This window comes from Tessaracoccus caeni (assembly GCF_029211185.1).
GTDB lineage: Bacteria > Actinomycetota > Actinomycetes > Propionibacteriales > Propionibacteriaceae > Arachnia > Arachnia caeni.
Window position 1 is genome coordinate 66,946 of sequence record NZ_JARGDO010000019.1, and the last position, 23,901, is coordinate 90,846.

At 63.6% G+C, this 23,901-nt stretch carries 22 protein-coding genes; 10 read left to right on the forward strand and 12 right to left on the reverse strand.

What is annotated here, in order from left to right; all coding sequences use genetic code 11:
- Positions 1 to 4: 4 nt before the first annotated feature.
- Positions 5 to 1,228 carry a tetracycline efflux MFS transporter Tet(33) gene (gene tet(33) / locus P0D62_RS15495; RefSeq protein ID WP_074690335.1) on the reverse strand — a complete coding sequence of 408 codons (1,224 nt, stop codon included), beginning with the start codon at positions 1,226 to 1,228 and terminating at the stop codon, positions 5 to 7.
- Positions 1,229 to 1,266: 38 nt separating this feature from the next.
- Here tet(33) and P0D62_RS15500 point away from each other — a divergent pair, with 38 nt between their 5' ends.
- The 5 genes from P0D62_RS15500 (at position 1,267) to P0D62_RS15520 (ending at position 7,447) form a co-directional block, all read left to right on the forward strand.
- Positions 1,267 to 1,836 (forward strand): TetR/AcrR family transcriptional regulator C-terminal domain-containing protein, encoded by a 570-nt coding sequence (locus tag P0D62_RS15500; protein ID WP_010154754.1) that lies wholly within the window; start codon positions 1,267 to 1,269, stop codon positions 1,834 to 1,836.
- A gap of 347 nt (positions 1,837 to 2,183) precedes the next feature.
- On the forward strand, positions 2,184 to 2,318 hold the full coding sequence (locus tag P0D62_RS15505; protein WP_255180144.1) for a hypothetical protein: 135 nt from the start codon (positions 2,184 to 2,186) through the stop codon (positions 2,316 to 2,318).
- Positions 2,319 to 2,478: 160 nt separating this feature from the next.
- On the forward strand, positions 2,479 to 5,994 hold the full coding sequence (gene mobF / locus P0D62_RS15510; RefSeq protein WP_040504913.1) for a MobF family relaxase: 3,516 nt from the start codon (positions 2,479 to 2,481) through the stop codon (positions 5,992 to 5,994).
- A 25-nt stretch (positions 5,995 to 6,019) separates the two neighbouring features.
- Positions 6,020 to 6,967, forward strand: a complete 948-nt coding sequence (locus P0D62_RS15515; RefSeq protein ID WP_081473272.1) for an abortive infection family protein — start codon at positions 6,020 to 6,022, stop codon at positions 6,965 to 6,967.
- 312 nt (positions 6,968 to 7,279) lie between these two features.
- Entirely contained in the window at positions 7,280 to 7,447 is a 168-nt protein-coding gene (locus P0D62_RS15520; RefSeq protein ID WP_275703462.1) for a hypothetical protein, read from the forward strand.
- Positions 7,448 to 7,488: 41 nt separating this feature from the next.
- Here P0D62_RS15520 and P0D62_RS15525 read toward each other — a convergent pair whose 3' ends face one another.
- From P0D62_RS15525 to P0D62_RS15575, 10 genes are all read right to left on the reverse strand, one after another.
- Complete coding sequence (locus tag P0D62_RS15525; protein WP_197493114.1) at positions 7,489 to 9,000, reverse strand: recombinase XerD; 1,512 nt, start codon at positions 8,998 to 9,000, stop codon at positions 7,489 to 7,491.
- An 11-nt stretch (positions 9,001 to 9,011) separates the two neighbouring features.
- A complete protein-coding gene (locus tag P0D62_RS15530) occupies positions 9,012 to 9,344 on the reverse strand; it encodes a helix-turn-helix domain-containing protein (RefSeq protein WP_064846257.1) in 333 nt (110 codons plus the stop codon).
- Positions 9,341 to 10,447: a tyrosine-type recombinase/integrase gene (locus P0D62_RS15535; protein ID WP_064846256.1), complete on the reverse strand. Its 1,107-nt coding sequence runs from the start codon at positions 10,445 to 10,447 to the stop codon at positions 9,341 to 9,343. The genes P0D62_RS15530 and P0D62_RS15535 overlap by 4 nt, the downstream gene beginning before the upstream one ends.
- A gap of 146 nt (positions 10,448 to 10,593) precedes the next feature.
- Positions 10,594 to 11,358 (reverse strand): IS6-like element IS6100 family transposase, encoded by a 765-nt coding sequence (locus tag P0D62_RS15540; protein WP_001389365.1) that lies wholly within the window; start codon positions 11,356 to 11,358, stop codon positions 10,594 to 10,596.
- A 269-nt stretch (positions 11,359 to 11,627) separates the two neighbouring features.
- On the reverse strand, positions 11,628 to 12,128 hold the full coding sequence (locus tag P0D62_RS15545; protein WP_000376623.1) for a GNAT family N-acetyltransferase: 501 nt from the start codon (positions 12,126 to 12,128) through the stop codon (positions 11,628 to 11,630).
- A 127-nt stretch (positions 12,129 to 12,255) separates the two neighbouring features.
- Complete coding sequence (sul1, locus tag P0D62_RS15550) at positions 12,256 to 13,095, reverse strand: sulfonamide-resistant dihydropteroate synthase Sul1 (protein WP_000259031.1); 840 nt, start codon at positions 13,093 to 13,095, stop codon at positions 12,256 to 12,258.
- On the reverse strand, positions 13,089 to 13,436 hold the full coding sequence (locus P0D62_RS15555) for a quaternary ammonium compound efflux SMR transporter QacE delta 1 (RefSeq protein ID WP_000679427.1): 348 nt from the start codon (positions 13,434 to 13,436) through the stop codon (positions 13,089 to 13,091). The genes sul1 and P0D62_RS15555 overlap by 7 nt, the downstream gene beginning before the upstream one ends.
- A 163-nt stretch (positions 13,437 to 13,599) precedes the next feature.
- Entirely contained in the window at positions 13,600 to 14,391 is a 792-nt protein-coding gene (locus P0D62_RS15560) for an ANT(3'')-Ia family aminoglycoside nucleotidyltransferase AadA2 (RefSeq protein ID WP_001206356.1), read from the reverse strand.
- Positions 14,392 to 14,712: 321 nt separating this feature from the next.
- On the reverse strand, positions 14,713 to 15,477 hold the full coding sequence (locus tag P0D62_RS15570) for an IS6-like element IS6100 family transposase (RefSeq protein WP_001389365.1): 765 nt from the start codon (positions 15,475 to 15,477) through the stop codon (positions 14,713 to 14,715).
- A gap of 296 nt (positions 15,478 to 15,773) precedes the next feature.
- Positions 15,774 to 16,007, reverse strand: a complete 234-nt coding sequence (locus P0D62_RS15575; protein ID WP_275703463.1) for a hypothetical protein — start codon at positions 16,005 to 16,007, stop codon at positions 15,774 to 15,776.
- Between the two features lie 163 nt (positions 16,008 to 16,170).
- On the opposite strand from P0D62_RS15575, the gene P0D62_RS15580 reads away from it, so the two are divergent.
- From P0D62_RS15580 to P0D62_RS15595, 4 genes are all read left to right on the forward strand, one after another.
- Positions 16,171 to 16,869, forward strand: a complete 699-nt coding sequence (locus tag P0D62_RS15580) for a FadR/GntR family transcriptional regulator (protein ID WP_275703464.1) — start codon at positions 16,171 to 16,173, stop codon at positions 16,867 to 16,869.
- Positions 16,870 to 16,963: 94 nt separating this feature from the next.
- Positions 16,964 to 18,382 carry a four-carbon acid sugar kinase family protein gene (locus tag P0D62_RS15585; protein ID WP_275703465.1) on the forward strand — a complete coding sequence of 473 codons (1,419 nt, stop codon included), beginning with the start codon at positions 16,964 to 16,966 and terminating at the stop codon, positions 18,380 to 18,382.
- Between the two features lie 17 nt (positions 18,383 to 18,399).
- Complete coding sequence (locus P0D62_RS15590; RefSeq protein ID WP_275703466.1) at positions 18,400 to 19,302, forward strand: NAD(P)-dependent oxidoreductase; 903 nt, start codon at positions 18,400 to 18,402, stop codon at positions 19,300 to 19,302.
- On the forward strand, positions 19,299 to 20,648 hold the full coding sequence (locus tag P0D62_RS15595; protein WP_275703467.1) for a GntP family transporter: 1,350 nt from the start codon (positions 19,299 to 19,301) through the stop codon (positions 20,646 to 20,648). The genes P0D62_RS15590 and P0D62_RS15595 overlap by 4 nt, the downstream gene beginning before the upstream one ends.
- A gap of 70 nt (positions 20,649 to 20,718) precedes the next feature.
- Here P0D62_RS15595 and lpdA read toward each other — a convergent pair whose 3' ends face one another.
- Entirely contained in the window at positions 20,719 to 22,119 is a 1,401-nt protein-coding gene (gene lpdA / locus P0D62_RS15600) for a dihydrolipoyl dehydrogenase (RefSeq protein WP_275703468.1), read from the reverse strand.
- Between the two features lie 102 nt (positions 22,120 to 22,221).
- On the opposite strand from lpdA, the gene P0D62_RS15605 reads away from it, so the two are divergent.
- Positions 22,222 to 23,760: a helix-turn-helix domain-containing protein gene (locus P0D62_RS15605; RefSeq protein WP_275703469.1), complete on the forward strand. Its 1,539-nt coding sequence runs from the start codon at positions 22,222 to 22,224 to the stop codon at positions 23,758 to 23,760.
- Positions 23,761 to 23,901: the final 141 nt, after the last annotated feature.

The window sequence follows — 23,901 nt, forward strand, 5'->3', positions numbered from 1 at the left end:
CAACTCACATCGAGTCGCCGCTCGCCCATGAGCCGAACTTCGGGGACGCTGCTGTACCACGCATGATGAGAATCACGCAGGGCACGTAGAGTGCTGCGGCGCAGAGCCAGAGGAAGCCGTCGGCGTTGATGTAAGTGAGCGCGAAGATCGTTGTGAAAGCGACCGGTCCGAAGATCGATGTGACGCTGTTGATGCTGGCGAGCACACCCTGGAGGCGCCCTTGGTGCTGTTCATCGACGCGCTGGGAGAGAAGGGTTTGCAGAGCGGGGAGGCCGATGCCACCGATCCCCAGTGCCGCCAAGATAGGCGCCATGGAAAATGCGTCAGTGACAATCGCCAGGCCTACGAGACCCAAGGCGTCGGTAACACACCCGATGATGACTGTTTTTGCCTCACCGATCCACTCCACGATGCGGCCAGTAAGGAGGGCCTGCACGAGAACCTGTACGATCCCGAAGACGGACAGGGAGATTCCAACTTCGACGGGACTCCAGTCGAGGCGGTGTTCAGTAAACAGCACCCAGGTCGCACCTGGAGCCTGCCCAATGAATTGAACAAGGCCGAATGCGACTAATAGGAAGGTAATCCCAGGCACCGCGCTGAGGCCGGGGCGACCACGATGCTGAGCGAGCGACGCAGAGCGCGCAGGGGAATCAGGACGGGTCTCGCGTAACAAGATAAAGGTGAGTGCCAGATTGCTCGCTGAGAGAAGAGCAGCGAGCAAAAACGGCAGATGTGGCGAGATGGCACCGAACAGTCCACCCATGGCTGGCCCCGCGATCATTCCGCCGCCATAGCAGGCACTGAGTAAACCGAAACGCTTGGCGCGCTGGTGGGGTGGCGTGATGTCGGCGATCACGGTGGCGGTGACCGCATTGGTCGCTCCGGTTATCCCAGCCACTGCACGGGCGATATAGAACACCGACAGAGCGGATGTCGTGGCGAGCACGAGATAGTCGACGGTCGCACCGGCCAGGGAAACAAGCAGCACCCGGCGGCGGCCGAATCGGTCCGACAGTGTTCCCAGTACGGGGGCAAAGATGAACTGCATTACCGCGTAGAGCGCGATCAGCACTCCGACGTTCAGCGGAACCGCATCAGCGGTGACCCCTGCCTCGTGTAGCAGTGCGGGGAGAATCGGCATCACCAGGCCCATGCCGGCGGCGTCGAGGCTAGCCGTGATGAGGACCGTGGCCAACGAGCCACGAGCGGAAGTGAGAGATGACACCTTATCAACGATAAAGTTATCGATGATAAAGTGCAAGCATGGCTCAGAAACAAGCGCGACTCGATCGTGCAGCAGTCTTGCGCGGTGCGAGGCATGTGCTCAATAACACGGGGATCGACGGTTTCACCACGCGGGCGCTGGCTGCGCATCTGCGGGTGCAGCAGCCAGCGCTCTACTGGCACTTTCGGACAAAGGGCCACCTGCTCGGATCGCTCGCAGCTGATGTGCTTGATCGCGAACACCACGCCTCACTCCCAGAGTCAGGGGAGCGCTGGGACGACTTTCTCCTGCGCAACGCGCGGAGCTTCCGGACAGCGCTTCTGGCAGTCCGGGATGGAGCACGGCTGCACGCAGAGTTTCACCGTCAAAAGAGTGACCAGATGCCAGCGGGCTCGGATGCCCCCGAAAGTCAGATCGAGTTTCTCGTGTCCGAAGGATTCGCTGAGGTCTCTGCGGTCCGAGCTCTCATGGCTATCAGCCGCTATACGGTCGGTTTCGTACTAGAAGAACAAACAGCGCTCGACAACGGATGTGAGCCTGTCGATCAAGACCTAGATTTCGAGTTCGGGTTAGTTGCAATGGTTGAAGGGCTGGCATCAAAGCGATGAGGGATGCTCGCGCTTTGGGTCTCTGCGTCAGTAAGGTCAATCCTTTCCCGCTCCCGCAGCAGCTCCTCCGCGATACTGACGTTTTGCTCATGGCTACGGAGCTCACTAACGAGCAAATCAGGGACCGTATGCATGTCGCGTCGCGATCGCGGAACGGCACATCAGCAGCATCTTCACCATGCTCGACCTTAACGAGCGCACAGGAAACAAGCGCGTCATCGCCGTCCTCGAGTACCTCAAGAACTAAGCGTCGAGTGCGTGACCGGCGCGATGACCATAGGTAACGGCGGTTTAGCATCGGTGCCGCATCTTGACACGACTCAATCCGCGACAGCTAACCTCCGCATATGGAGTTCGACGGAATGGAGATCCCCGACGATATCGAGGTCACGGTCTGGGGGAGCAACGAGCACCGGCTCTGTAACGTCTGCCGCGCAGAATGCGACCCCGAGCCGAGCGGCGCCGACGGGTACGGCGTGTGAATCGTCTACGTCTGCCGCGACCACGGAGTCCAATCCGTCGTGGACCCATTCGAGCATCTCCGTTGAAGCGCGCTCTTCGCTATCTCCCTGCATTGACGCAAACATCGCGCTCTCCGCCTTCCGAGGGTAGATCCCAAGATCTGCGGCGCACCTGCCCAGTGTGACGATCTCGATCAGGGTCATGACCGCTGGGGACGGGTACCGGTACCTGCTGAACGCAGTTGTCGCTGGCGACGGGGATCGCGATGCGTCGTCAGCGCTGACAAGGTACTACCTTGAAGCAGGAACGCCTCCCGGCATCTGGCTCGGGGCCGGCCTCCCAGGACTCGCCGGAGAGATCGCCGTCGGTGCCTCGGTGAGCGAGGAGCAGTTACGGCGCCTCATGGGGCACGGGCAGGATCCGAACAGCGGCGAGCAACTGGGGCGTCCGTACCGAAAGTTTGCCACCGCGGGCGAGCGGACGCAGCGCCGCCTCGATCAGCTCCCGAAGTCCCTTACCGCAGGTGAGCGTACCGCGCAGCAAGCGCTGATCGAGGCGGAGGAAGCACAGAAGCCAACGAATGCGCCGGTCGCAGGGTTCGATCTCACGTTCTCGGTCCCGAAGTCCGTCTCGACCCTCTGGGCAGTTGCCGACGGCGGCACGCAAGCACTCATTGCCCAAGCTCACCACGCAGCGATCCGAGACATGATCGCCCTACTCGAGCGCGACGTCGCGATGACCAGGGTCGGCGCGAAAGGGGCGCGTGGCGCCGTCGCGCAAGTCGACGTGCGGGGTGTGATTGCGACTGCCTACGATCATTACGATTCTCGGGCCGCGGATCCACAACTCCACACGCACATTGTCGTCGCCAACCGCGTGCAAGCAGCTCATGACGGGAAGTGGCGCACGCTCGATTCTCGCGCTATCCACGCCGCCGTCACCGGCCTATCGGAGCATTACAACGCGGTCCTCTCGGACCATCTCACTCAGATCCTCGGCGTCGGGTGGGAAGCCCGTGAGCGCGGTGCGGGGCGCTCCACGGCGTGGGAGATCGTTGGCGTGCCGCAGGAGCTGATGGACGAGTTCTCTTCCCGTACTCGCGATATCGAGCAGGTCAAAGACCGGCTGGTCGACGACTACGTCTCGAAGCACGGGAGGCAGCCGTCCCCGAAGCTGGTGTGGCAGTTCCGGCAGCAGGCCACGCTCGAGACTCGGCCCCCGAAGCAGCAGCACTCTCTCAGCGATCTCACCTCCCAGTGGCGAGAACGCGCGACCGCGTTGCTGGGTGAGGACGCGCCAACCTGGGCGTCGGCACTGCTCGCCGGTAGTGAGCACGAACCGTTGCTGCGGGCAGACGATATCCCGTTGGAGGATCTCGAGGAGGTCGCCGAGGTCGTGGTGCAGCAGGTCGGTGACCGGCGAGCGACGTGGAAACGGTGGAACCTCCACGCGGAGGCCGTGCGACAGACGATGGCTCTCCGCTTCGCGTCCGCGAACGACCGGGACGTCATCACCCAGCAGATCGTCGATGCCGCAGAACGGGTCTCGCTGCGCCTCACTCCGCCCGAGCTCGCGAAGAGCCCCTCGCTGTTTCGTCGCGCGGACGGGTCGAGCGTGTTCCGACCCAAAGCCGGAACGGTGTTCTCCTCCGAGCAGGTGCTCGCGGCAGAAGACCGACTCCTTGGCGCGTCGAATGATCGGTCGGCGCCGACCGTACCGCTGGCATGGATCGAGGACGCTGCCAGAACGAAGAACCGCGACGGGCACACCCTGTCGGTGGACCAGGAGCAGGCGATCGCGAAGATCGGCGTCTCCGGCCGCGTCCTCGACGTACTCGTCGGCCCCGCAGGGACTGGGAAGACCACAACGATGCGTGCCCTGCGCCGAGCCTGGGAGCGACGCTACGGGCCAGGCTCGGTGACCGGGCTCGCGCCCTCGGCCGCTGCCGCCGACGTCCTCGCCGGGGATCTGGAGATCGGGACGGAGAACACGGCGAAGTGGCTGCATGAGCATCGCCTCGGGAAATGGAACCTCACGCGCGGACAGCTCGTCATCATCGACGAAGCCTCCTTGGGTGGCACGTTCGCGCTCGATGCCATCACCAGTCACGCCCAGCAGGTCGGCGCGAAAGTGCTGCTCGTGGGCGATTGGGCGCAACTCGCAGCGGTGGACGCGGGCGGCGCGTTCGGGATGCTCGTGCGTGACCGCGGCGACGCCCCGGAACTGGTCGATGTGCGTCGCTTCCGAAACGACTGGGAGAAGCAGGCGTCCCTGCAGTTGCGGATCGGCGACACCGACGTCATCGATACCTACATTGCGCACCAGCGCGTCACGCCGGGCGGATATGACGAGATTCTCGAAGCCGCCTACCAAGCCTGGCGCACAGACCTCGCAGCGGGAAAGAGCACGGTGCTGATCGCGGAAACCCTCGACACGGTCTCTGCGCTCAACACCCGCGCCCGCACCGACCGAATCCTCCAGGGCGACGTCGCTGTGGACGGCGTCAAACTCCATGACGGCAACGAAGTTTCCCGCGGAGATCTCATCATCACCCGCGAGAACAATCGGCGCCTCTCGCTCGGGCGAAGCTGGGTGAAAAACGGCGACCGCTGGCACGTCGCCCATGCGAACGACGACGGATCCCTCACCGTGCGGCGGGCAGGATCGAAGCGGCGCACCACGATCACGCTGCCCGTGAGCTACGTCGCCGAGCACGTCGACCTCGGCTACGCCGTCACCGCGCACCGTGCCCAAGGGGCCACCGTCGACACCGCACACGCGGTCGTCCACTCACCGGAAGTGACCCGAGAATCCCTCTACGTCGCGATGACCCGCGGCCGCGAATCCAACCGCGTCTACGTCGCCACCGACGAGCATCACCTCGAGGAGCATCAGCACCGTGAGGACCTGCAGAACACCGCCCGGAGCATCCTCTACGGGATCCTGCAGCACCCTGGCGCAGAGCTCTCCGCACACGACACGATCACCGTGGAGCAGGACTTCTGGGGCTCACTCGAGCAACTCGCGGCCGAGTACGACACCATCGCACAAGTCGCCGGACAGGAACGCTGGATCGCCCTCCTGCACGCCGGAGGCCTCACGGCGGAGACGATCGACGAGCTCGTCGAGACAGACGCCTTCGGGATCCTCACCACCGAGCTGCGCAGGCTCGAAGCCGACGGGCACGACATCGACAGTCTTCTCCCGCGCATCATCCAGGTTGGAGGACTGGACGAGGTGCAGGATCTCGGGTCGCTGCTGCGTTACAGGCTCCAGCGCATCACGGCGGCCTACCAGCCTGCTCCGCAGCGGACCGCCAGGATGATCGCCGGCCTGGTCCCGCGCGCGACCGGGATCACCGATCCCGCGATGAGGCAAGCCCTCGACGAGCGGGAGCAGCTCATGGAGCAGCGCATCGATGCCCTGGTCGAGAAGCTCCTCAAGCAGCCAGAGCCCTGGTTGACGGGACTCGACGAGACCGCTCCCGCAGAGGGTGAGGCTGCGGCACGGGCGGTCATTGCGTACCGCGACCGGTGGGGCGTCACCTCGAGCAGCCCACTCGGAGCGGTGCCCGGCGACGATGCTCAGCGCGTCGACTACGAACGCGCCCAGGGCGTGCTCGTGAGCCTTCAGCAGACCGAGCACTCCCCGGAGGAAGTGCGGTCCAGACGGAGTCAGAGGCGGTCGATTTCCTGATGTATGCGGCCGATATTCTTAGTGCATGACGCCAACGAACCGCGCGCGGATCTCTCGCCAGACGCGCTCAAACGTGTTCGATTGGCTCTCGCTTTCCGAGTACGACTGGTCGGGGCGGCTGCAGCATCCGCAGTTCCTCGCCCGGCTCTACGACTTGGAGGAGCTGCCGAGCAGAGACCACAGGTACCGCACTGCCAGCGGCGACATCTACCAGCACATGGTGAACAACTGGGACTGGGAGGATGACTGGGTCTTCAACGACGACCGTTTCCAGCTTCGTAACGGCAGCGACGAGACGTTCCTCAACTTCTTAGCCGAGACAGTCCATCCCATTGTCCGCGACGATCCAGACGCCGCTGCCGCGATGGTCGCTGCCTACAATGACACCCTCCGCCGAGATGGGTATGAGCTCATCGAGACAGACCGTTTCGGAGATCGCATCATCTATGGCTGGCGTCAGATTTCCGCGTATTACGCCCCAACCGAGCTAACGCTCGCCAAGACGCCCGACCTCACCGAGAACTCTGTGCTGCGCCGTCACCTCGATCTAATCAACCGCGACCTCAGCTCAGATCCCGCTGCGGCGATCTCCTCCTGCAAGAACCTCCTCGAGAGCCAGTGCAAGATCGTGCTCACGGATCTGGATATCGAGTTCTCCGAACGAGACGAGCTCCCGGCTCTTTTCGCAAGCACCGCATCGGCACTCGCGATCAATGCCGACGCGGTAGACGGCAGCAAGCGCGGCAGCGACGCCCTCCGCAAAGCGATGCGCGCCCTCTCCACTCTCGTGCAGTCCGTCGCGGAGGCACGCAACTCAATCGGCGACGGGCATGGCTCCGTCAACGAGAGCCCCGCGACTCCACGACATGCACGCCTCGTGTTCAACTCGACTGTTGCAGTCGCGCAGTTCATCGCCGACACCTGGCACGAAACCTCCCATGAGCAAAAGGCTGCGCTGGGCTCCTCCTTCTGACGCTTCTCCACTCCAATCCGCAAGCGGAACTCCACCGCTCTTCCGCACTCCAACCGAGCAGCGTAGACTGCGAAATGGCAGGACAGACCACGCGCGAAGCCTGACGTCGGGCGGAGCAGACCGCCCCAAGAAGCCTCGGGGCACTCACCACACAGGACCAGCCACATCGAAGTGCTCCCGTGTGAAAAGTGAGGCCATCATGAATCTCATGCAGCGTCTGTGGAACGCCAGCGTCCGCACCCGCATCTTCCTGCGCCGCCGCAGCCGTACTTGTCATGCTGACACCTATCGAGGACAGCAGACACTGACCCAGTGCGCTCCGGTGGCCACCACTTCGTGCCACCGGAGCGCGCTGACCGCGGCGGCATGCCCGGGCGCATGTCGTGCCCTGGGTTCGGTTCCGTGGTGAGGACGAGCCGCGGGCGCGGGCATCTGTTGCTGGACATCCAGCAGGCCGACGGCCAGACCATCCTGGTGTAACTGAACGCGAGCATGGCTGGGCAGATCGTGGTGGTCGCCGGCTATCGCTGGTCGCCCGCGTGGCGGGCCGCATATCGGGCCCACGGTTCTGCGGACTTTTCGGCGTGGAGGAAGGCGACGTGGTGGCTGTAGCCGAGTGCGTCGGCGACTAGCGACGGTGGGCATTGGAGGACGAGCTCGCCGAGGGCGCTGTTGCGGGCGCCGAGGAGGTTCACGCCGAGGGCTCGCAGTCTGTCCATCACGGTGTTGGGGTGGAGGTGTCGTCCGGCGAGGATGCTTGGGAACATCCAGGGGCTGTCCGTCCCTGCCGCTGTCCGGAGGTTGGGCCGAGCATCGCGGTGCTGGCGGATCATGTTGGCGAACGGCTCAGGCACGTCCACTGGATGGCGGCCGAGCTGGATTCTCATGCCGTGAGGGCTCTCGGCGATGGCCTCGGTCGTCAGAGTGACGACTTTGACCAGTGGTTGCGCGTAGAGGAGCAGGAGCATGCCGGCGACGCGGTAGGGGAGTGACTCGCTGGTCCCGGTGAGCAATTCGCGGATCCAGGCAAGTCTCTGCTCCTGGCTCAGGGACGGGCTCGATCGGGGAGTGCGATGCGCGACCGTGACACCGGTGTTCAAGCGGGACTTCTTGGCGAGCTGGAAGAAGTTCCTGATCATGGTGCGAGTGGTCGGTCCGCCTGCCAGCCACTCGTCGGCGTCTTGCTGGGTGCAGGTCGCGGCGGTGCGGTGGTGTGTCTGGTGCAGCCAGGTCAGGAACTTGACTGTCTCGGTGATCTCTTGCTTCGCTGAGTGCACCGGGCCGCGCGTGTTGGCGCCTGCTTCGGATTTGGCGCGGATGTTGCGTAGGTGGTGCCAGGTCGCGAAGTGCTGGACGGGCTGACGGACCTCGGCGGGGAGCCCTTCTAACTTGACGGCGATCCACTCCTCGAATCGGTGCAGGTAGGCATCGCGGTAGGGGAGTAGGCCGTGATGTTGCAGGAGTGCTCGGATGTGTTCGGTCGGCTTGCCGGGAACGGCGTCGAGGCCTTCGTGGGAGATCGGGATCGTGCCGTCGCCAAGGCCACGCAGGAGCGTCTGGACCTTGGGGGATCGCTTCCAGACGAGGATCGACTCGGGTCGCTCGGATGCGCATAGCGCGTCGACCAGACCGCGCAGAGCGGGGTGTTCCGGCTCGCCGCCGAGGACCTGGTGGAGGTCGGCGCGAAGCGCACATCGGGCGCAGAGCCGCCCTCGGTGATGCCCGGCTTCGGTGTCGCAGCTGTCGCAATGGAAGTCGTGGGGGATCTCCGCGCAGGTCGCGCAGATCGGACCGCCGCCGGCGCTTGCGGGTCCTGGTAGCAGGCGGTCTTGGAGGCACTCCGGGCAGACGCCTCGGGTGTGGACGGCGTTGTAGTAGCAGATGTTGCAGAGCCGGCCCTCCGGCCATGTGACGGCGACCCGCGGGATCTTGCGGCCGCAGCGTGCGCACGGGTTCCCGGTCGTCGAGGTGATGCGTGGACGACCCTGGATGGTGGAGCGGGGGGACAGGCCTGCTGGTCCTCGACTCGCCACGGCAGCCATCCCTACTCGTCGAGAATGTTCGCGCGCCGGGGTCGAACTGATCGGTCGAGGCTGACGACGTTGGAGCCGGGCTCGGTCGCGGTCTTCCGGCGCCGGACGTCCGCGGCGGTTGTCGTGACCAGATCGGCTGGTGTGCACTCGAAGATGTCGCAGAGTGCGGCGATAACTTGGAGCGAGACGCGCTCCGGCCGCTGATTGACGAGGCGGTAGACCTGCGGTCGGGAGAGCGTGATGTCCCGTTCGCCGAGCAGCGGGATGAGATCGGTCGTGTTGTGCAGACCTCTGGCCGCCATCAGCTCGGCCAGGCGCCACTGGTAGTCGACCTTGCGTTTCATGGTGTTCCATCCTTCGTGGTGCGGGCCAGGGCCTCGTTGACGGTCCTGTCGAGAGCGCTGCGGAGCGTGCTGCGCCGGAACTCGTCGCCGACGAACTGGTAGATGCCGGTCGTCGAGGCGTACTCGTGCCCCATCTGGTCCTGGACGAACCGTGGGTCCCAGCCAGCCTCCAACAGATGCGTAGCGTAGGAGCGTCGGAACGAGTGCAGATCGAGCCCGTCCGAAAGTCCGAGCTCGTCGCAGTAGCGGCGTAGCCGGCGCAGCAGCGCCGGTTCTCCGACCAGGCCGCCGCGTTCGCTGGGGAACAGGTCGAGTGTGTCGGGCTCACCGCGACCGTTGGCGAGCCAGTCCTCGAGGATCGGAGGCGTCCATCGCCAGACGGTGAGCACGCTGCGGGGTTTGTAGGGCGAGGAGCGCTTTGACTTGCCGTAGCGGACCTTGCAGACGCCGAACCGGCCGAACTCGCGCGCATGCGGGTTGCGGGCGAAGTCGACGAGCTGCAGGTGTCGCAACTCGTTGAAGCGGAGGCCGTAGGCGTAGGCGATCTTCATCATGACCGCATCGCGATAGGCCGCCTGCCAGCCCTTGCGTCCCGACCGCCCCATGCGTTCGACCTCATCGTCGGCGTAGACGAAGAGTCGATCGAGCTCGGACCGCGTGTAGGGACGCTTCGTGGGTCCGCCGTCGTACTCCTGGACGTGCGGTGCGGAGTTCCAGTCGAAGAAGACCTGCGCCGGGTGGGTGCCGAAGTACTGCTCGCAGACCCGGTCCCATCCGTAGTCGGGGTTGCTGACGTAGCTCGTGAACGCCCGAAGCGCAGAGTGGTAGCTGCGCAGCGTGGAGCGAGAGACGTGTCGGACGGTGCGCAGGTCGGCCGAGAACTCCTCGACCATCGCCGGCGTCCAGTTCCACGGATCCTCGTTCATGTGCTCAACGAACCGGCGCACACAGCGCAGCCGCTGCTCGATCGTCGCGAACTGCAGGTTCCTGGAGAGCTGCTGGTTGCGCCAGCCGTCCAGCATGAGCTGGAGCACCTGCTCCTCGGGCCGAAGGACCGGCAGCGAGGGCACCACCGAGACCCGACCCACACCGTCGACGTGCATCCGACACCTCGTTCCGCGGTTGCATCCAATGAGTCAATGATGCATCCGATGAGACGCCAAGGGTATACGTGCTGGTCAACGGCGTGTCTGCGGGCTCTGTTGCAAAGATTGGCGGCAGTCAGAGGTAGGCTGTCGCTCTGCGCCGATCAGGCGGCTGCTGCGAAATGGTGGTTGAGCATGCCCATGGCCTCCGTCAGCGCCGAGGGCCCAATGCCAAAAGCTCTCTCCACAAGGCGCACCTCGCCCCTGATGCCGGGCTGCAGGCACCAGGGGCGAGCCTGTCCTTTGCGCAGGGCTCGCATGACTTCGAATCCCTTGATCGTGGCATAGGCCGTGGGGATCGATTTGAAACCGCGCACCGGCTTGATCAGTATCTTGAGCTTTCCGTGATCGGCCTCGATCACGTTATTGAGATACTTCACCTGCCGGTGGGCCGTCTCCCGGTCCAGCTTTCCTTCGCGCTTCAATTCGGTGATCGCTGCACCATAGCTCGGCGCTTTGTCGGTATTGAGCGTGGCAGGCTTTTCCCAGTGCTTCAGGCCTCGCAGGGCCTTGCCCAGGAACCGCTTCGCTGCCTTGGCGCTGCGGGTCGGCGACAGGTAGAAATCGATCGTGTCGCCCCGCTTGTCGACTGCCCGGTACAGGTAGGTCCACTTGCCCCGCACCTTGACGTAGGTTTCATCCAGGCGCCAGCTCGGATCAAAGCCACGCCGCCAGAACCAGCGCAGCCGCTTCTCCATCTCCGGGGCGTAGCACTGGACCCAGCGATAGATCGTCGTATGGTCGACCGAAATGCCGCGTTCCGCCAGCATTTCCTCAAGGTCGCGATAGCTGATCGGATAGCGACAATACCAGCGCACCGCCCACAGGATCACATCACCCTGGAAATGGCGCCACTTGAAATCCGTCATCGTTCCGTCCGTCCAATCTCCGCCAAGCATGCTCAAGCTTCACGATTTTTGCAACAGAGCCTCACATCACCCTGGAAATGGCGCCACTTGAAATCCGTCATCGTTCCGTCCGTCCAATCTCCGCCAAGCATGCTCAAGCTTCACGATTTTTGCAACAGAGCCATATCGACAACCTCTCGCGCAACCAAGACATCGCGGTCGGACTGCAAGTGATCTTGAAGCCACGGGCCCGTCCCACCCCGACATGGACCTCGATGCCCGAACGGACGTTAGATTTCGAGTTCTAGGCGTTCTGCGATGAAGGTTGGATCCCAGCCGGGATTGAAAGTGTCGACGTGGGTGAATCCGAGCCGCTCGTATAGGCCACGCAGGTTCGGGTGGCAGTCGAGCCGCAGCTTGGCGCACCCCTGCGTTCGCGCGGCATGGCGGCAAGCCTCGATCAGCGCGGAGCTGACACCCCGGCCCGCATGTGTCCGTCGCACCGCGAGCTTGTGCAGATATGCGGCCTCCCCCTTGAGGGCGTCGGGCCAGAACTCGGGATCCTCGGCCGACAAGGTGCAACAGCCGACGATGCCGTCGCTGCAACTCGCGACTAGGAGCTCGGATCTCAGGACGAAGGTCTCCGCGAATGTCCGGTCGATCCGCGCGACGTCCCAGGCGGGCGTTCCCTTGGCGGACATCCACGCCGCAGCGTCGTGCATCAGCCGCACAACCTCGTCGATATCACCCGAGCAGGCGACCCGAACGTTCGGAGGCTCCTCGCTGTCCATTCGCTCCCCTGGCGCGGTATGAACCGCCGCCTCATAGTGCAGTTTGATCCTGACGAGCCCAGCATGTCTGCGCCCACCTTCGCGGAACCTGACCAGGGTCCGCTAGCGGGCGGCCGGAAGGTGAATGCTAGGCATGATCTAACCCTCGGTCTCTGGCGTCGCGACTGCGAAATTTCGCGAGGGTTTCCGAGAAGGTGATTGCGCTTCGCAGATCTCCAGGCGCGTGGGTGCGGACGTAGTCAGCGCCATTGCCGATCGCGTGAAGTTCCGCCGCAAGGCTCGCTGGACCCAGATCCTTTACAGGAAGGCCAACGGTGGCGCCCAAGAAGGATTTCCGCGACACCGAGACCAATAGCGGAAGCCCCAACGCCGACTTCAGCTTTTGAAGGTTCGACAGCACGTGCAGCGATGTTTCCGGTGCGGGGCTCAAGAAAAATCCCATCCCCGGATCGAGGATGAGCCGGTCGGCAGCGACCCCGCTCCGTCGCAAGGCGGAAACCCGCGCCTCGAAGAACCGCACAATCTCGTCGAGCGCGTCTTCGGGTCGAAGGTGACCGGTGCGGGTGGCGATGCCATCCCGCTGCGCTGAGTGCATAACCACCAGCCTGCAGTCCGCCTCAGCAATATCGGGATAGAGCGCAGGGTCAGGAAATCCTTGGATATCGTTCAGGTAGCCCACGCCGCGCTTGAGCGCATAGCGCTGGGTTTCCGGTTGGAAGCTGTCGATTGAAACACGGTGCATCTGATCGGACAGGGCGTCTAAGAGCGGCGCAATACGTCTGATCTCATCGGCCGGCGATACAGGCCTCGCGTCCGGATGGCTGGCGGCCGGTCCGACATCCACGACGTCTGATCCGACTCGCAGCATTTCGATCGCCGCGGTGACAGCGCCGGCGGGGTCTAGCCGCCGGCTCTCATCGAAGAAGGAGTCCTCGGTGAGATTCAGAATGCCGAACACCGTCACCATGGCGTCGGCCTCCGCAGCGACTTCCACGATGGGGATCGGGCGAGCAAAAAGGCAGCAATTATGAGCCCCATACCTACAAAGCCCCACGCATCAAGCTTTTGCCCATGAAGCAACCAGGCAATGGCTGTAATTATGACGACGCCGAGTCCCGACCAGACTGCATAAGCAACACCGACAGGGATGGATTTCAGAACCAGAGAAAGAAAATAAAATGCGATGCCATAACCGATTATGACAACGGCGGAAGGGGCAAGCTTAGTAAAGCCCTCGCTAGATTTTAATGCGGATGTTGCGATTACTTCGCCAACTATTGCGATAACAAGAAAAAGCCAGCCTTTCATGATATATCTCCCAATTTGTGTAGGGCTTATTATGCACGCTTAAAAATAATAAAAGCAGACTTGACCTGATAGTTTGGCTGTGAGCAATTATGTGCTTAGTGCATCTAACGCCGGAGTTAAGCCGCCGCGCGTAGCGCGGTCGGCTTGAACGAATTGTTAGACATCATTTACCAACTGACTTGATGATCTCGCCTTTCACAAAGCGAATAAATTCTTCCAAGTGATCTGCGCGTGAGGCCAAGTGATCTTCTTTTTGTCCCAGATAAGCTTGCTTAGCTTCAAGTAAGACGGGCTGATACTGGGCAGGTAGGCGTTTTATTGCCCAGTCGGCAGCGACATCCTTCGGCGCGATTTTGCCGGTTATTGCGCTGTACCAAATGCGGGACAACGTAAGCACTACATTTCGCTCATCGCCGGCCCAGTCGGGCTGCGAGTTCCATAGCTTCAAGGTTTCCCTCAGCGCCTCGAATAGATCCTGTTCAGGAACCGGGTCAAAGAATTCCTCCGCTGCCGGACCTACCAAGGCAACGCTATGTTCTCTTGCTTTTGTAAGCAGGATAGCTAGATCAATGTCGATCATGGCTGGCTCGAAGATACCCGCAAGAATGTCATTGCGCTGCCATTCTCCAAATTGCAGCTCGCGCTTAGCCGGATAACGCCACGGGATGATGTCGTCATGCACGACAAGGGTGACTTCTATAGCGCGGAGCGTCTCGCTCTCGCCAGGGAAAGCCGAAGCCTCCATAAGATCATTGAGCAATGCTCGCCGCGTCGTTTCATCAAGCTTTACGGCCACAGTAACCAACAAATCAATATCGCTGTATGGCTTCAGGCCGCCATCCACTGCGGAGCCGTACAAATGCACGGCCAGCAACGTTGATTCCAGATGGCGCTCAATGACGCTTAGCACCTCTGATAGTTGGTTCGAAATTTCGATGGTCACCGCTTCCCTCATGATGTCTAACTTTGTTTTAGGGCGACTGCCCTGCTGCGTAACATCGTTGCTGCTCCATAACATCAAACATCGACCCACGGCGTAACGCGCTTGCTGCTTGGATGCCCGAGGCATAGACTGTACAAAAAAACAGTCATAACAAGCCATGAAAACCGCCACTGCGCCGTTACCACCGCTGCGTTCGGTCAAGGTTCTGGACCAGTTGCGTGAGCGCATACGCTACTTGCATTATAGCTTACGAACCGAACAGGCTTATGTCCACTGGGTGGCTCTGTTGCAAAGATTGGCGGCAGTCAGAGGTAGGCTGTCGCTCTGCGCCGATCAGGCGGCTGCTGCGAAATGGTGGTTGAGCATGCCCATGGCCTCCGTCAGCGCCGAGGGCCCAATGCCAAAAGCTCTCTCCACAAGGCGCACCTCGCCCCTGATGCCGGGCTGCAGGCACCAGGGGCGAGCCTGTCCTTTGCGCAGGGCTCGCATGACTTCGAATCCCTTGATCGTGGCATAGGCCGTGGGGATCGATTTGAAACCGCGCACCGGCTTGATCAGTATCTTGAGCTTTCCGTGATCGGCCTCGATCACGTTATTGAGATACTTCACCTGCCGGTGGGCCGTCTCCCGGTCCAGCTTTCCTTCGCGCTTCAATTCGGTGATCGCTGCACCATAGCTCGGCGCTTTGTCGGTATTGAGCGTGGCAGGCTTTTCCCAGTGCTTCAGGCCTCGCAGGGCCTTGCCCAGGAACCGCTTCGCTGCCTTGGCGCTGCGGGTCGGCGACAGGTAGAAATCGATCGTGTCGCCCCGCTTGTCGACTGCCCGGTACAGGTAGGTCCACTTGCCCCGCACCTTGACGTAGGTTTCATCCAGGCGCCAGCTCGGATCAAAGCCACGCCGCCAGAACCAGCGCAGCCGCTTCTCCATCTCCGGGGCGTAGCACTGGACCCAGCGATAGATCGTCGTATGGTCGACCGAAATGCCGCGTTCCGCCAGCATTTCCTCAAGGTCGCGATAGCTGATCGGATAGCGACAATACCAGCGCACCGCCCACAGGATCACATCACCCTGGAAATGGCGCCACTTGAAATCCGTCATCGTTCCGTCCGTCCAATCTCCGCCAAGCATGCTCAAGCTTCACGATTTTTGCAACAGAGCCTGTCTGCGTAACCGGCTCAAACGCGTCCACGCACAGCCCCGGGCGCCTTACCGCTGCTCGACATCGTGTACGGAGAGGCATCTGCGCAGGTCAGAGCCCTCGCCAGACGTCTCGCAGCACCATGTCGCCCGGGGGACCGTGGTGATTCATCTGATGCAATACGCAGACTAGTTTCTGACATAATGTTGATTATCGGACTATGATGCCTGGCTCAGCACACGGCGTAGAGGCGGCGTCACAGTGGCTCGCCGACGACCTCCTCGTCGCGCGAAGCAGAGAGTTCCGCGAGTTCGTCAGCCACATCATCGGCAGACTGGCTCTGATAGAAGCACGCGAGCGCCGCTTTCTCAGCACCCAGCTGTTGACACAAGGATGGCGTGAGGCCGTCGACCTTGACCTCAACGTCCGGACGGATGAAGGTGTCCGGGGTGACGGCGACGCGTTGATCGGCAGGTTCGTCTGGTTCCATCAACACACCCTACGGCAGCCAGTATCTATCGTGCGGTGCTGTGAGCAACGACCCGCCACTGCTGCGTGACCAGTCCCTCGAAGGGATGCTGACGGCGATCGCTGAATCACCCAACTGGGGAGCTGATCGTGATCAGTCCTGCTCCCAGCGATAAGGTCGGAACATGACACGCAACACGCGCGTCGACGACGTGACGAGCTACATTCTCGACGCTATCGCCGACGGACGCTTCCCACCTGGCGAGCAACTGCCGGGTGAAGAGAAGCTCGCTGAGCTCGCCGACGCGAGCCGCTTGACGCTGCGGGAGGCCGTCAAGACGCTCGCGGCCCAGGGCATCCTGCGTCCGCTCCAGGGTCGGGGCACTTTCGTGAACCCCATTGAGCGCTGGATCTCGCTGGAGGCCATCATGCGTGTGCGCAGAGGCAGTGCGAAGGACGCCATCCTGCAGTTGGTCGAGGTCCGGGGGTTCCTTGAGATCGGTGCGGCGGAGCGGTTCGCTCGTGTCGCTACAGATGCCGATATCGAGGCGTTGACTGAGCACCTGGACAAGATGCGCACGGCCCACGCCGCAGGCGACGTCACCGCTGCGATGGAGGCCGACCTCGCCTTTCACGGCGTGATCATCGAAAGCAGCGGCAACCCCTTCATCGCCGCCGCCATGGCGCCCCTCGCCAAGGTTCTCGCCGACGCCCGCCGCGCCACCTCCGCTATCCCCCAGATGCGCGCCAACGCCATCGACGAACATGCCAAGATCCTCGACGCCGTGATCGCTCACGACGGCGCGGCCGCCCGAACCGCGATGCGCTCGCACATGCGCCAAACGCGTCGCGACAGCGAGGCCTACATCCCCGACGGCGACTGAGTTCGCATTTACCTCTTGCATTCGCCAGGCGTCCTTGCTACTTTTTAGTCCTCAGACCTCAGAGGTCTGAGGATTGGTACTCAAGGAGGCGTACATGGTCGATATCAACGACCTTTCAGCCGGACTGCCGGCTGCACAGGAGATCTCGGCGGCATCCGTCAGAGAAGCTCGCACACGAGGAGCCCGTCAACTGGTCGTGCTGGATGACGACCCGACCGGCACGCAATCAGTGGGAGGCCTACCCGTTCTGAACGCCTGGTCCGCCGCAGATCTGACATGGGCGCTGAAGACCGGTGCTCCGGCCGTCTACGTGATGACCAACTCGCGTTCCCTCTCCCCTGCTGACGCCGAGCACCGTAACCGGGAGGTAGTGGGAGCCGCGCTGGAGGCCGCCCGCGCACTGGGCATCGAGGTGGACTTCGTCTCGCGCAGCGACTCGACGTTGCGCGGACACTTCCCCCTCGAACCTGACACGATCCGCGACGTGCTGGCCGCCGCCGGCATCACCGTCGACGGCGTCGTGATCGTGCCGGCTTTCGGCGACGCGGGGCGGATCACCGTGCGCTCGGTGCACTACGCGGGCAGCGCCACGACCGGATATCTGCCCGTCGGCGAGACCGAGTTCGCAAAGGATGCGACGTTCGGTTACGCCAGCTCGGACCTCCGAGACTGGGTCGCCGAAAAGACCCAGGGACGCATCCCTGCAGACCAGGTGGCGACGATCACCCTCGATCAGCTCCGCGCCGATCCTGAGGGCACCGTCGGCGTGCTCACCTCGCTGACCGACGGACAGCCGGTCGTCGTCGACATCCTCGAGGAGACCGATCTCAGGCTGCTCGCCCTGGCGCTGCTGCAAGCGGAGACGACGGGCAAGCGCTTCGTGCATCGCGTGGGGCCGCCTTTCGTCCGCGGCCTCATCGGACAAGACGTCATCGCCCCGTTGAGCGCAGAAGACGTCGCCGCTCTCCGTACGCGCGAGACGGCACAAGGCGGCCTGATCGTGGTCGGCTCCCATGTGGCGCTCACCACGCGGCAACTGGACCACCTGCGCGAGCGCCGCGCTCCCGTCGAGTTCGAGATCGACGTCGCGAAGGTGCTAGAAGAGCAGGCTGCGGGATACCTCGACGACATCGTCGACAAGGTCAGCGACGCTCTGGCGCAAGGCAATGCCGTGGTCCGTACGTCGCGCACCCTGGTAAAGGGCACTGACGGGGCGGACTCGCTGCGCATCGCCCGTGCCGTCTCCGATGCCGTGGTCTACGTCGTCCGCGAAGTGCTGCGCCGCACCCCACCCCGGTTCGTGATCGCGAAGGGCGGCATCACGTCCTCCGATGTGGCCGCACGAGGGCTCGAGATCGAACGCGCCATCGTTCGCGGTCCCATGCTGCCCGGCATCGTCTCCCTCTGGGAACCCATCCTGGGCCCCGCTCAGGGCATCCCTTACATCGTGTTCGCCGGCAACGTCGGCGACGAACAGTCCTTGGCCGACGTGGCCGACAAGCTCTCCCTCTGATCGGAAGGAAACACATCATGACAACACCCGTCATCGCCGTTCTCGGCCTCGGCGCTATGGGCCTGCCCATGGCCACCTGTCTCGCGGAGAAGTTCCCGGTCAAGGGCTTCGACATCAACCCTGAGCGACTCTCGCTCGGAGCGGCAGCCGGTGTGACCGCCGCCTCCAGCGCTCAGGACGCGGCCACCGGCGCCGATGTCGTGCTTCTCGCAGTGCGCAATTCTGCCCAGCTCGACGCCGCCCTCTATGGGCCTGATGGTGTCGCGAGCGTGCTGGCTGAGGGGGCCACGATCCTGCTCACGTCAACGGTCGGCATCGAAGCCGTCCGTGCCGTCGCGGCGCGGCTCCAAGAAGACGGCCTGCATCTGGTGGATGCTCCTATCTCGGGCGGCCCCGTGCGGGCTGGCGCCGGCGACCTGCTCATCACCGTCGGCGCAACGGACGAGGCCTATGCCGCCACAGAGGCTGCGTTGGAACAGCTCGCGTCAACCCTGGTTCGGATCGGCGACAAGCCTGGCGACGGGCAGGCCATGAAGACGGTCAATCAGCTGCTGTGCGGCGTGCACATCGCCGCCGGCGCCGAAGCACTCGCCCTCGCCGACGCCCTCGGACTGGATCCGCAACTGGCGCTGGACACGCTGGGGGCCGGGGCCGCGGCTTCATTTATGCTCGCTGACCGCGGACCGCGCATGCTGCAGGCCTACGACGAGGGCGGCGCGGAGGTGCGCAGCCGCATCGATATCTTCACCAAGGACATGGGCATCGTCACCAGCGCCGCTCGCGAGCAAGGCCTGGCAACCCCGATCGCGGCGGCGGCCGAGGGCCTGTATTTGATTGCCCAGGCGGCCGGCCAGGCAGCCATGGACGATTCGTCGGTGATCAAGGTCGTCGCCCCGCACCGCAAGGGCGACGTCTCATGAGCACCTTGGCGCTGCTGCTGATCGCCCTGGCAGCGGTTGCGGTTCTGCTCGTTCTGGTGATCAAGGTCGAGCTGCCCGCCTACGTGTCGTTGCTTCTCGTCTCGATGGGCACCGCCATCGTGACCGGCATTGCGATCGAAGAGGTCGTGCCCGTGATGATCGCCGGGATGGGGAAGGTTCTCGGCTCCGTCGCGATCGTGGTGGGCCTCGGATCCATGCTGGGCAGGCTCATCGAGGTCTCCGGTGGCGCGGATCACTTGGCTCGGACTTTCACGGAGAAGCTCGGTCGCGCCCGCGTGGCCGCAGCACTCACCATCGCCGCGTTCATCCTTGGCATTCCGGTCTTCTTCGACGTGGGCTTCATCATCCTGGCTCCTATCGTGTTCGGCTTCGCCAAGGTCGCGGGCATCAACCCCCTGAAGTTGGCGCTGCCCGTGGGCGCGATCCTGCTGACGGTGCACGTGACCCTGCCACCTCATCCGGGACCGGTCGCGGCAGCTGCTCAGATCGGTGCCGACGTCGGTCTTGTGACCTTGGTCGGGCTCCTCATCTCTGCCGTCGTGGGCGTGATCGCATTCTTCGTCTGCAAGCTGTTCGCAGTGGACAAGATCGTCCTCGGCAGCTCGCCGGCGTCGGATGCCACGGTCGCTACCGAGGTGCCCGATATCGGCAAGGTGCCGAGCGCAGCAACGGTGGTCGGCCTGATCGTGTTTCCGATCTTCCTCATCATGGTCGGCTCGACGTTGTTGACCGTGCTCCCGGAGGAGAACGCGCTACGTCCGTTTGCGGCCTTCGTGGGAGCGCCTACCACTGCGCTGCTACTCGGCCTTCTTGTGGCCTACATCGTCATCGGCGGCAAAGCGCGTTGGGACAAGAGCCGCCGCAGCAGCGTCGCCGAGTCGGCGCTCCCGATCGTCGCGATCATCATCTTCGTGACAGGTGCAGGCGGCGTGTTCGGCAATGTGCTGGTCGAGTCCGGAATCGGCACGGCACTGTCCGACTCGCTGACCGCGGTAGGTATGCCGACCGTCGTGGCAGCCTTCGTGATCTCTCTAGCACTGCGCGCGGCTCAAGGATCAGCGACGGTCGCGATGCTCACCACCGCCGGGTTGCTGTCCACCGCGATCGCCAACGGTGACTACAGCACGATGCAGACCGTCCTGATCTGCCTCGCGATCGGGTTCGGCGCCCTGGGCCTGTCCCATATCAACGACTCCGGGTTCTGGATCGTGACCAAATACCTGGGCCTCTCCGTCGGAGACGGTCTCAAGACGTGGACCGTGCTCACCACCATCTGCGGCGTGACCGGGTTCCTGATCACCTGGGGCCTTTACCAGGTGGTGTAGCTGCACCTGCACGTGAAGGGGCCTTGCCGGATTTTCCCGGCAAGGCCCCTTCTTCGCGCTTGACGCGGAATCAGTAGTTGATCATGTGGCCGGCGATGCCCTCGGCGGCCTCCTTCAGCGCCTCCGACAGGGTCGGGTGCGCGTGGATGTTGCGGCCGATCTCCTCGGCGGTCAGGTCGTAGGCCTGGGCCAGGGTCAGCTCAGGCAGCAGCTCGGTCACGTCGGGGCCGATCATGTGGGCGCCGAGGATCTCGTTGTAGCGCGCATCCGCCACGATCTTGACGAAGCCCGCTCCCTCGCCGAGACCCCAGGCCTTGCCGTTGGCCGCGAACGGGAACCGACTCACCTTGACGTCGTAGCCCTTGTCCTTGGCCTGCTGCTCGGAGTATCCGAAGGACGCGATCTGCGGCTGGCAGTAGGTGGCGCGCGGGATCATGTCGTAGTTGATCGGATGGGTCTCGACGCCGGCGATGGTCTCGGAGGCGACGACGCCCTGGGCCTCGGCGGTGTGCGCCAGCATCATCTTGGCCGTGCAGTCGCCGATGGCGTAGATGTGCGGAACGTTGGTGCGCATGACGTCGTCGATGGCGATCGCGCCGCGCTCGGTGAGCTGCACGCCGGTGTTCTCCAGGCCGTAGCCCTCGGTGCGCGGGGCGAAGCCGATGGCGGACAGGAAGCGGTCGGCCTCGAGCACCTGCTGGGCTCCCCCGGCCGCCGGGCTGACGGTGACCCGCACGCCGGAGCCGGTGTCCTCGATGGACTCCACCTTGGTGGAGGTGAGCACGGTGACGCCGAGCTTCTTGTAGGCCTTGGCCAGCTCCGCGGAGATCTCGGCGTCCTCGGTGGGAACCATCCGGTCGAGGAACTCGACGATGGTGACCTTCACCCCGAACTGGCTGAGCACGTAGGCGAACTCGGTGCCGATGGCCCCCGAGCCGCCGATGATGATCGACGCCGGCACGGAATCGGCCAGGATCTGCTCCTCATAGGTGACGACGTTCGCCGAACGCGTGGTGCCGGGCAGCATGCGGGTGGTGGCGCCGGCGGCGATGATGGCGTTGTCGAAGGTGACGCGCTGCACGCCGCCCTTGTCGTCGGCCACGTCGATGGTGTGCGCGTCGACGAAGGTGCCCCAGCCGTTCAGTTCCTTGATCTTGTTCTTCTTCATCAGGAAGTGGATGCCCTTGGTCATCCGCTCCGAGACGGCGCGGCTGCGCGAGAAGGCCTTGCCGTAGTTGAAGGTGACGCTGCCCTCGATGCCGAAGGTGTCGGCCTCGTGGTTGAAGATATGCGCCAACTCCGCGTTACGCAGCAGCGACTTGGTCGGAATGCAGCCCACGTTGAGGCACACGCCGCCCCAGTAGCGCTTCTCGACGATTCCCACACTCTTGCCCAGCTGGGCGGCTCGGATGGCGGCGACGTAGCCACCAGGGCCCGCGCCTACAACAACGACGTCAAAATGAGAGCTCATGGGCGCCACTTTAGCCCGTCACGAGTTCGTCGCTCCCCCATGATCACCGTTTCTGGCGCGGCGTCCGAGAAGACAATCTCATTTGTGAGATAGCATGGCCGAATGAGTGTTACCAGCGAGTCGATTGGGCGGATGATCCGCGAGGGGCGAGGCAAGCTCGGATGGTCGCAACAGCGGCTCGCTGAAGAGGTGGGAACCGCCCAGAGCGCCGTTCACCGCATCGAGAACGGGCAGCAGAACTTGTCGCTCAGCATGATCGACCGCCTTGCGGAGGCCCTCGACATGCCGCTTATCCAGACCACCACCCTGGGCAAGATGAACCTCGAGATCGAGGGTCCGACCGTCCTGAGCGGCAGCATCGACGTGCGTTCGTCGAAGAACGCGGCGGTGGCCCTGCTGTGCGCGTCGCTGCTGAACCGCGGCACCACCACCCTGCGCGGCATTGCGCGGATCGAAGAAGTCGACCGGATCTCCGAGGTGCTCACCTCGATCGGCGTGGAGATGACGTGGGTCGGCGACGGCCGGGATCTCCAGATCAGGCGTCCGGCCTCGGTCACGCCCGAGACGATCAACGTCTCCGCGGCGAAGCGCACCCGCTCCATCCTCATGTTCCTCGGCCCCCTGATGCACGAGTCCGACGACTTCCGACTCCCCTACGCCGGCGGCTGCGACCTCGGCGCACGCACCGTGCACCCGCACATGTCGGCCCTGCACAAGTTCGGGCTCTCCGTCGAGGCCACCGACGGCTACTACCATGCGACGGTGCGCGACGTCGGCGCCGATCGTCGCGTCGTCACGCTGATCGAACGCGGCGACACCGTCACCGAGAACGCCATCATGGCGGCAGCCCGGATGCCTGGCGTCACGGTGCTGCGCAACGCGTCCGGCAACTACATGGTCCAGGATCTCTGCTTCTTCCTTGAGCTCCTTGGTGTATCGATCGAGGGCATCGGCACCACCACCTTGACGATCACCGGCAAGCCCGAGATCGACGCGGACGTCGACTACACCATCTCCGAGGATCCGATCGAGGCCATGAGCCTGCTGACCGCCGGCATCGTGACCAAATCGGAGATCACGGTCTCGCGCTGCCCCATCGAGTTCCTGGAGGTCGAGTTCGCCGTTCTCGAGGAGATGGGCCAGCGCTTCGAGATGACGCCCGAGTACACCAGCGGCAACGGCAAGACCCGCCTGGTCGACGTCACCCTCAAGCCGTCCGAGCTGGTCGCTCCGCTCGACAAGATCCACCCCATGCCGTTCCCCGGCCTGAACATCGACAACCTGCCGTTCTTCGCAGTGATCTGCGCCGCGGCCTCCGGCCAGTCGGTGATCTACGACTGGGTCTACGACAACCGGGCCGTCCACCTGCGCCAGCTGCACGAGCTGGGCGTCAACATCCAGCTGATGGACGCCCACCGCCTGCTGATCATCGGCCCCACCAAGTGGCGTGGTCGCCAGATGAACTGCCCGCCCGCACTGCGCCCCGCGGTGTGCCTGCTGCTGGCCGCTCTGGCCGCCCGCGGCACGACGCACCTGCTGGACGTCTACGTGATCAATCGCGGCTACGAGGATCTCCCCCAGCGCCTGAACAAGCTGGGGGCGAAGATCAACGTGTTCTGGGGCAACGTCGTCGAAGATTAGTGACGTTGATCTCCCTTCGAGGCTGTGAGTATTGGTGGTGGCTGGCCTGGGGCTCAGCTGGCAGGGTTAGCCGTGCCGGTTCCCCCCCCATGGATGTGGTCGTGACTCTTTCGAGGCCCGACCGGCACCCCGCGTGACAGC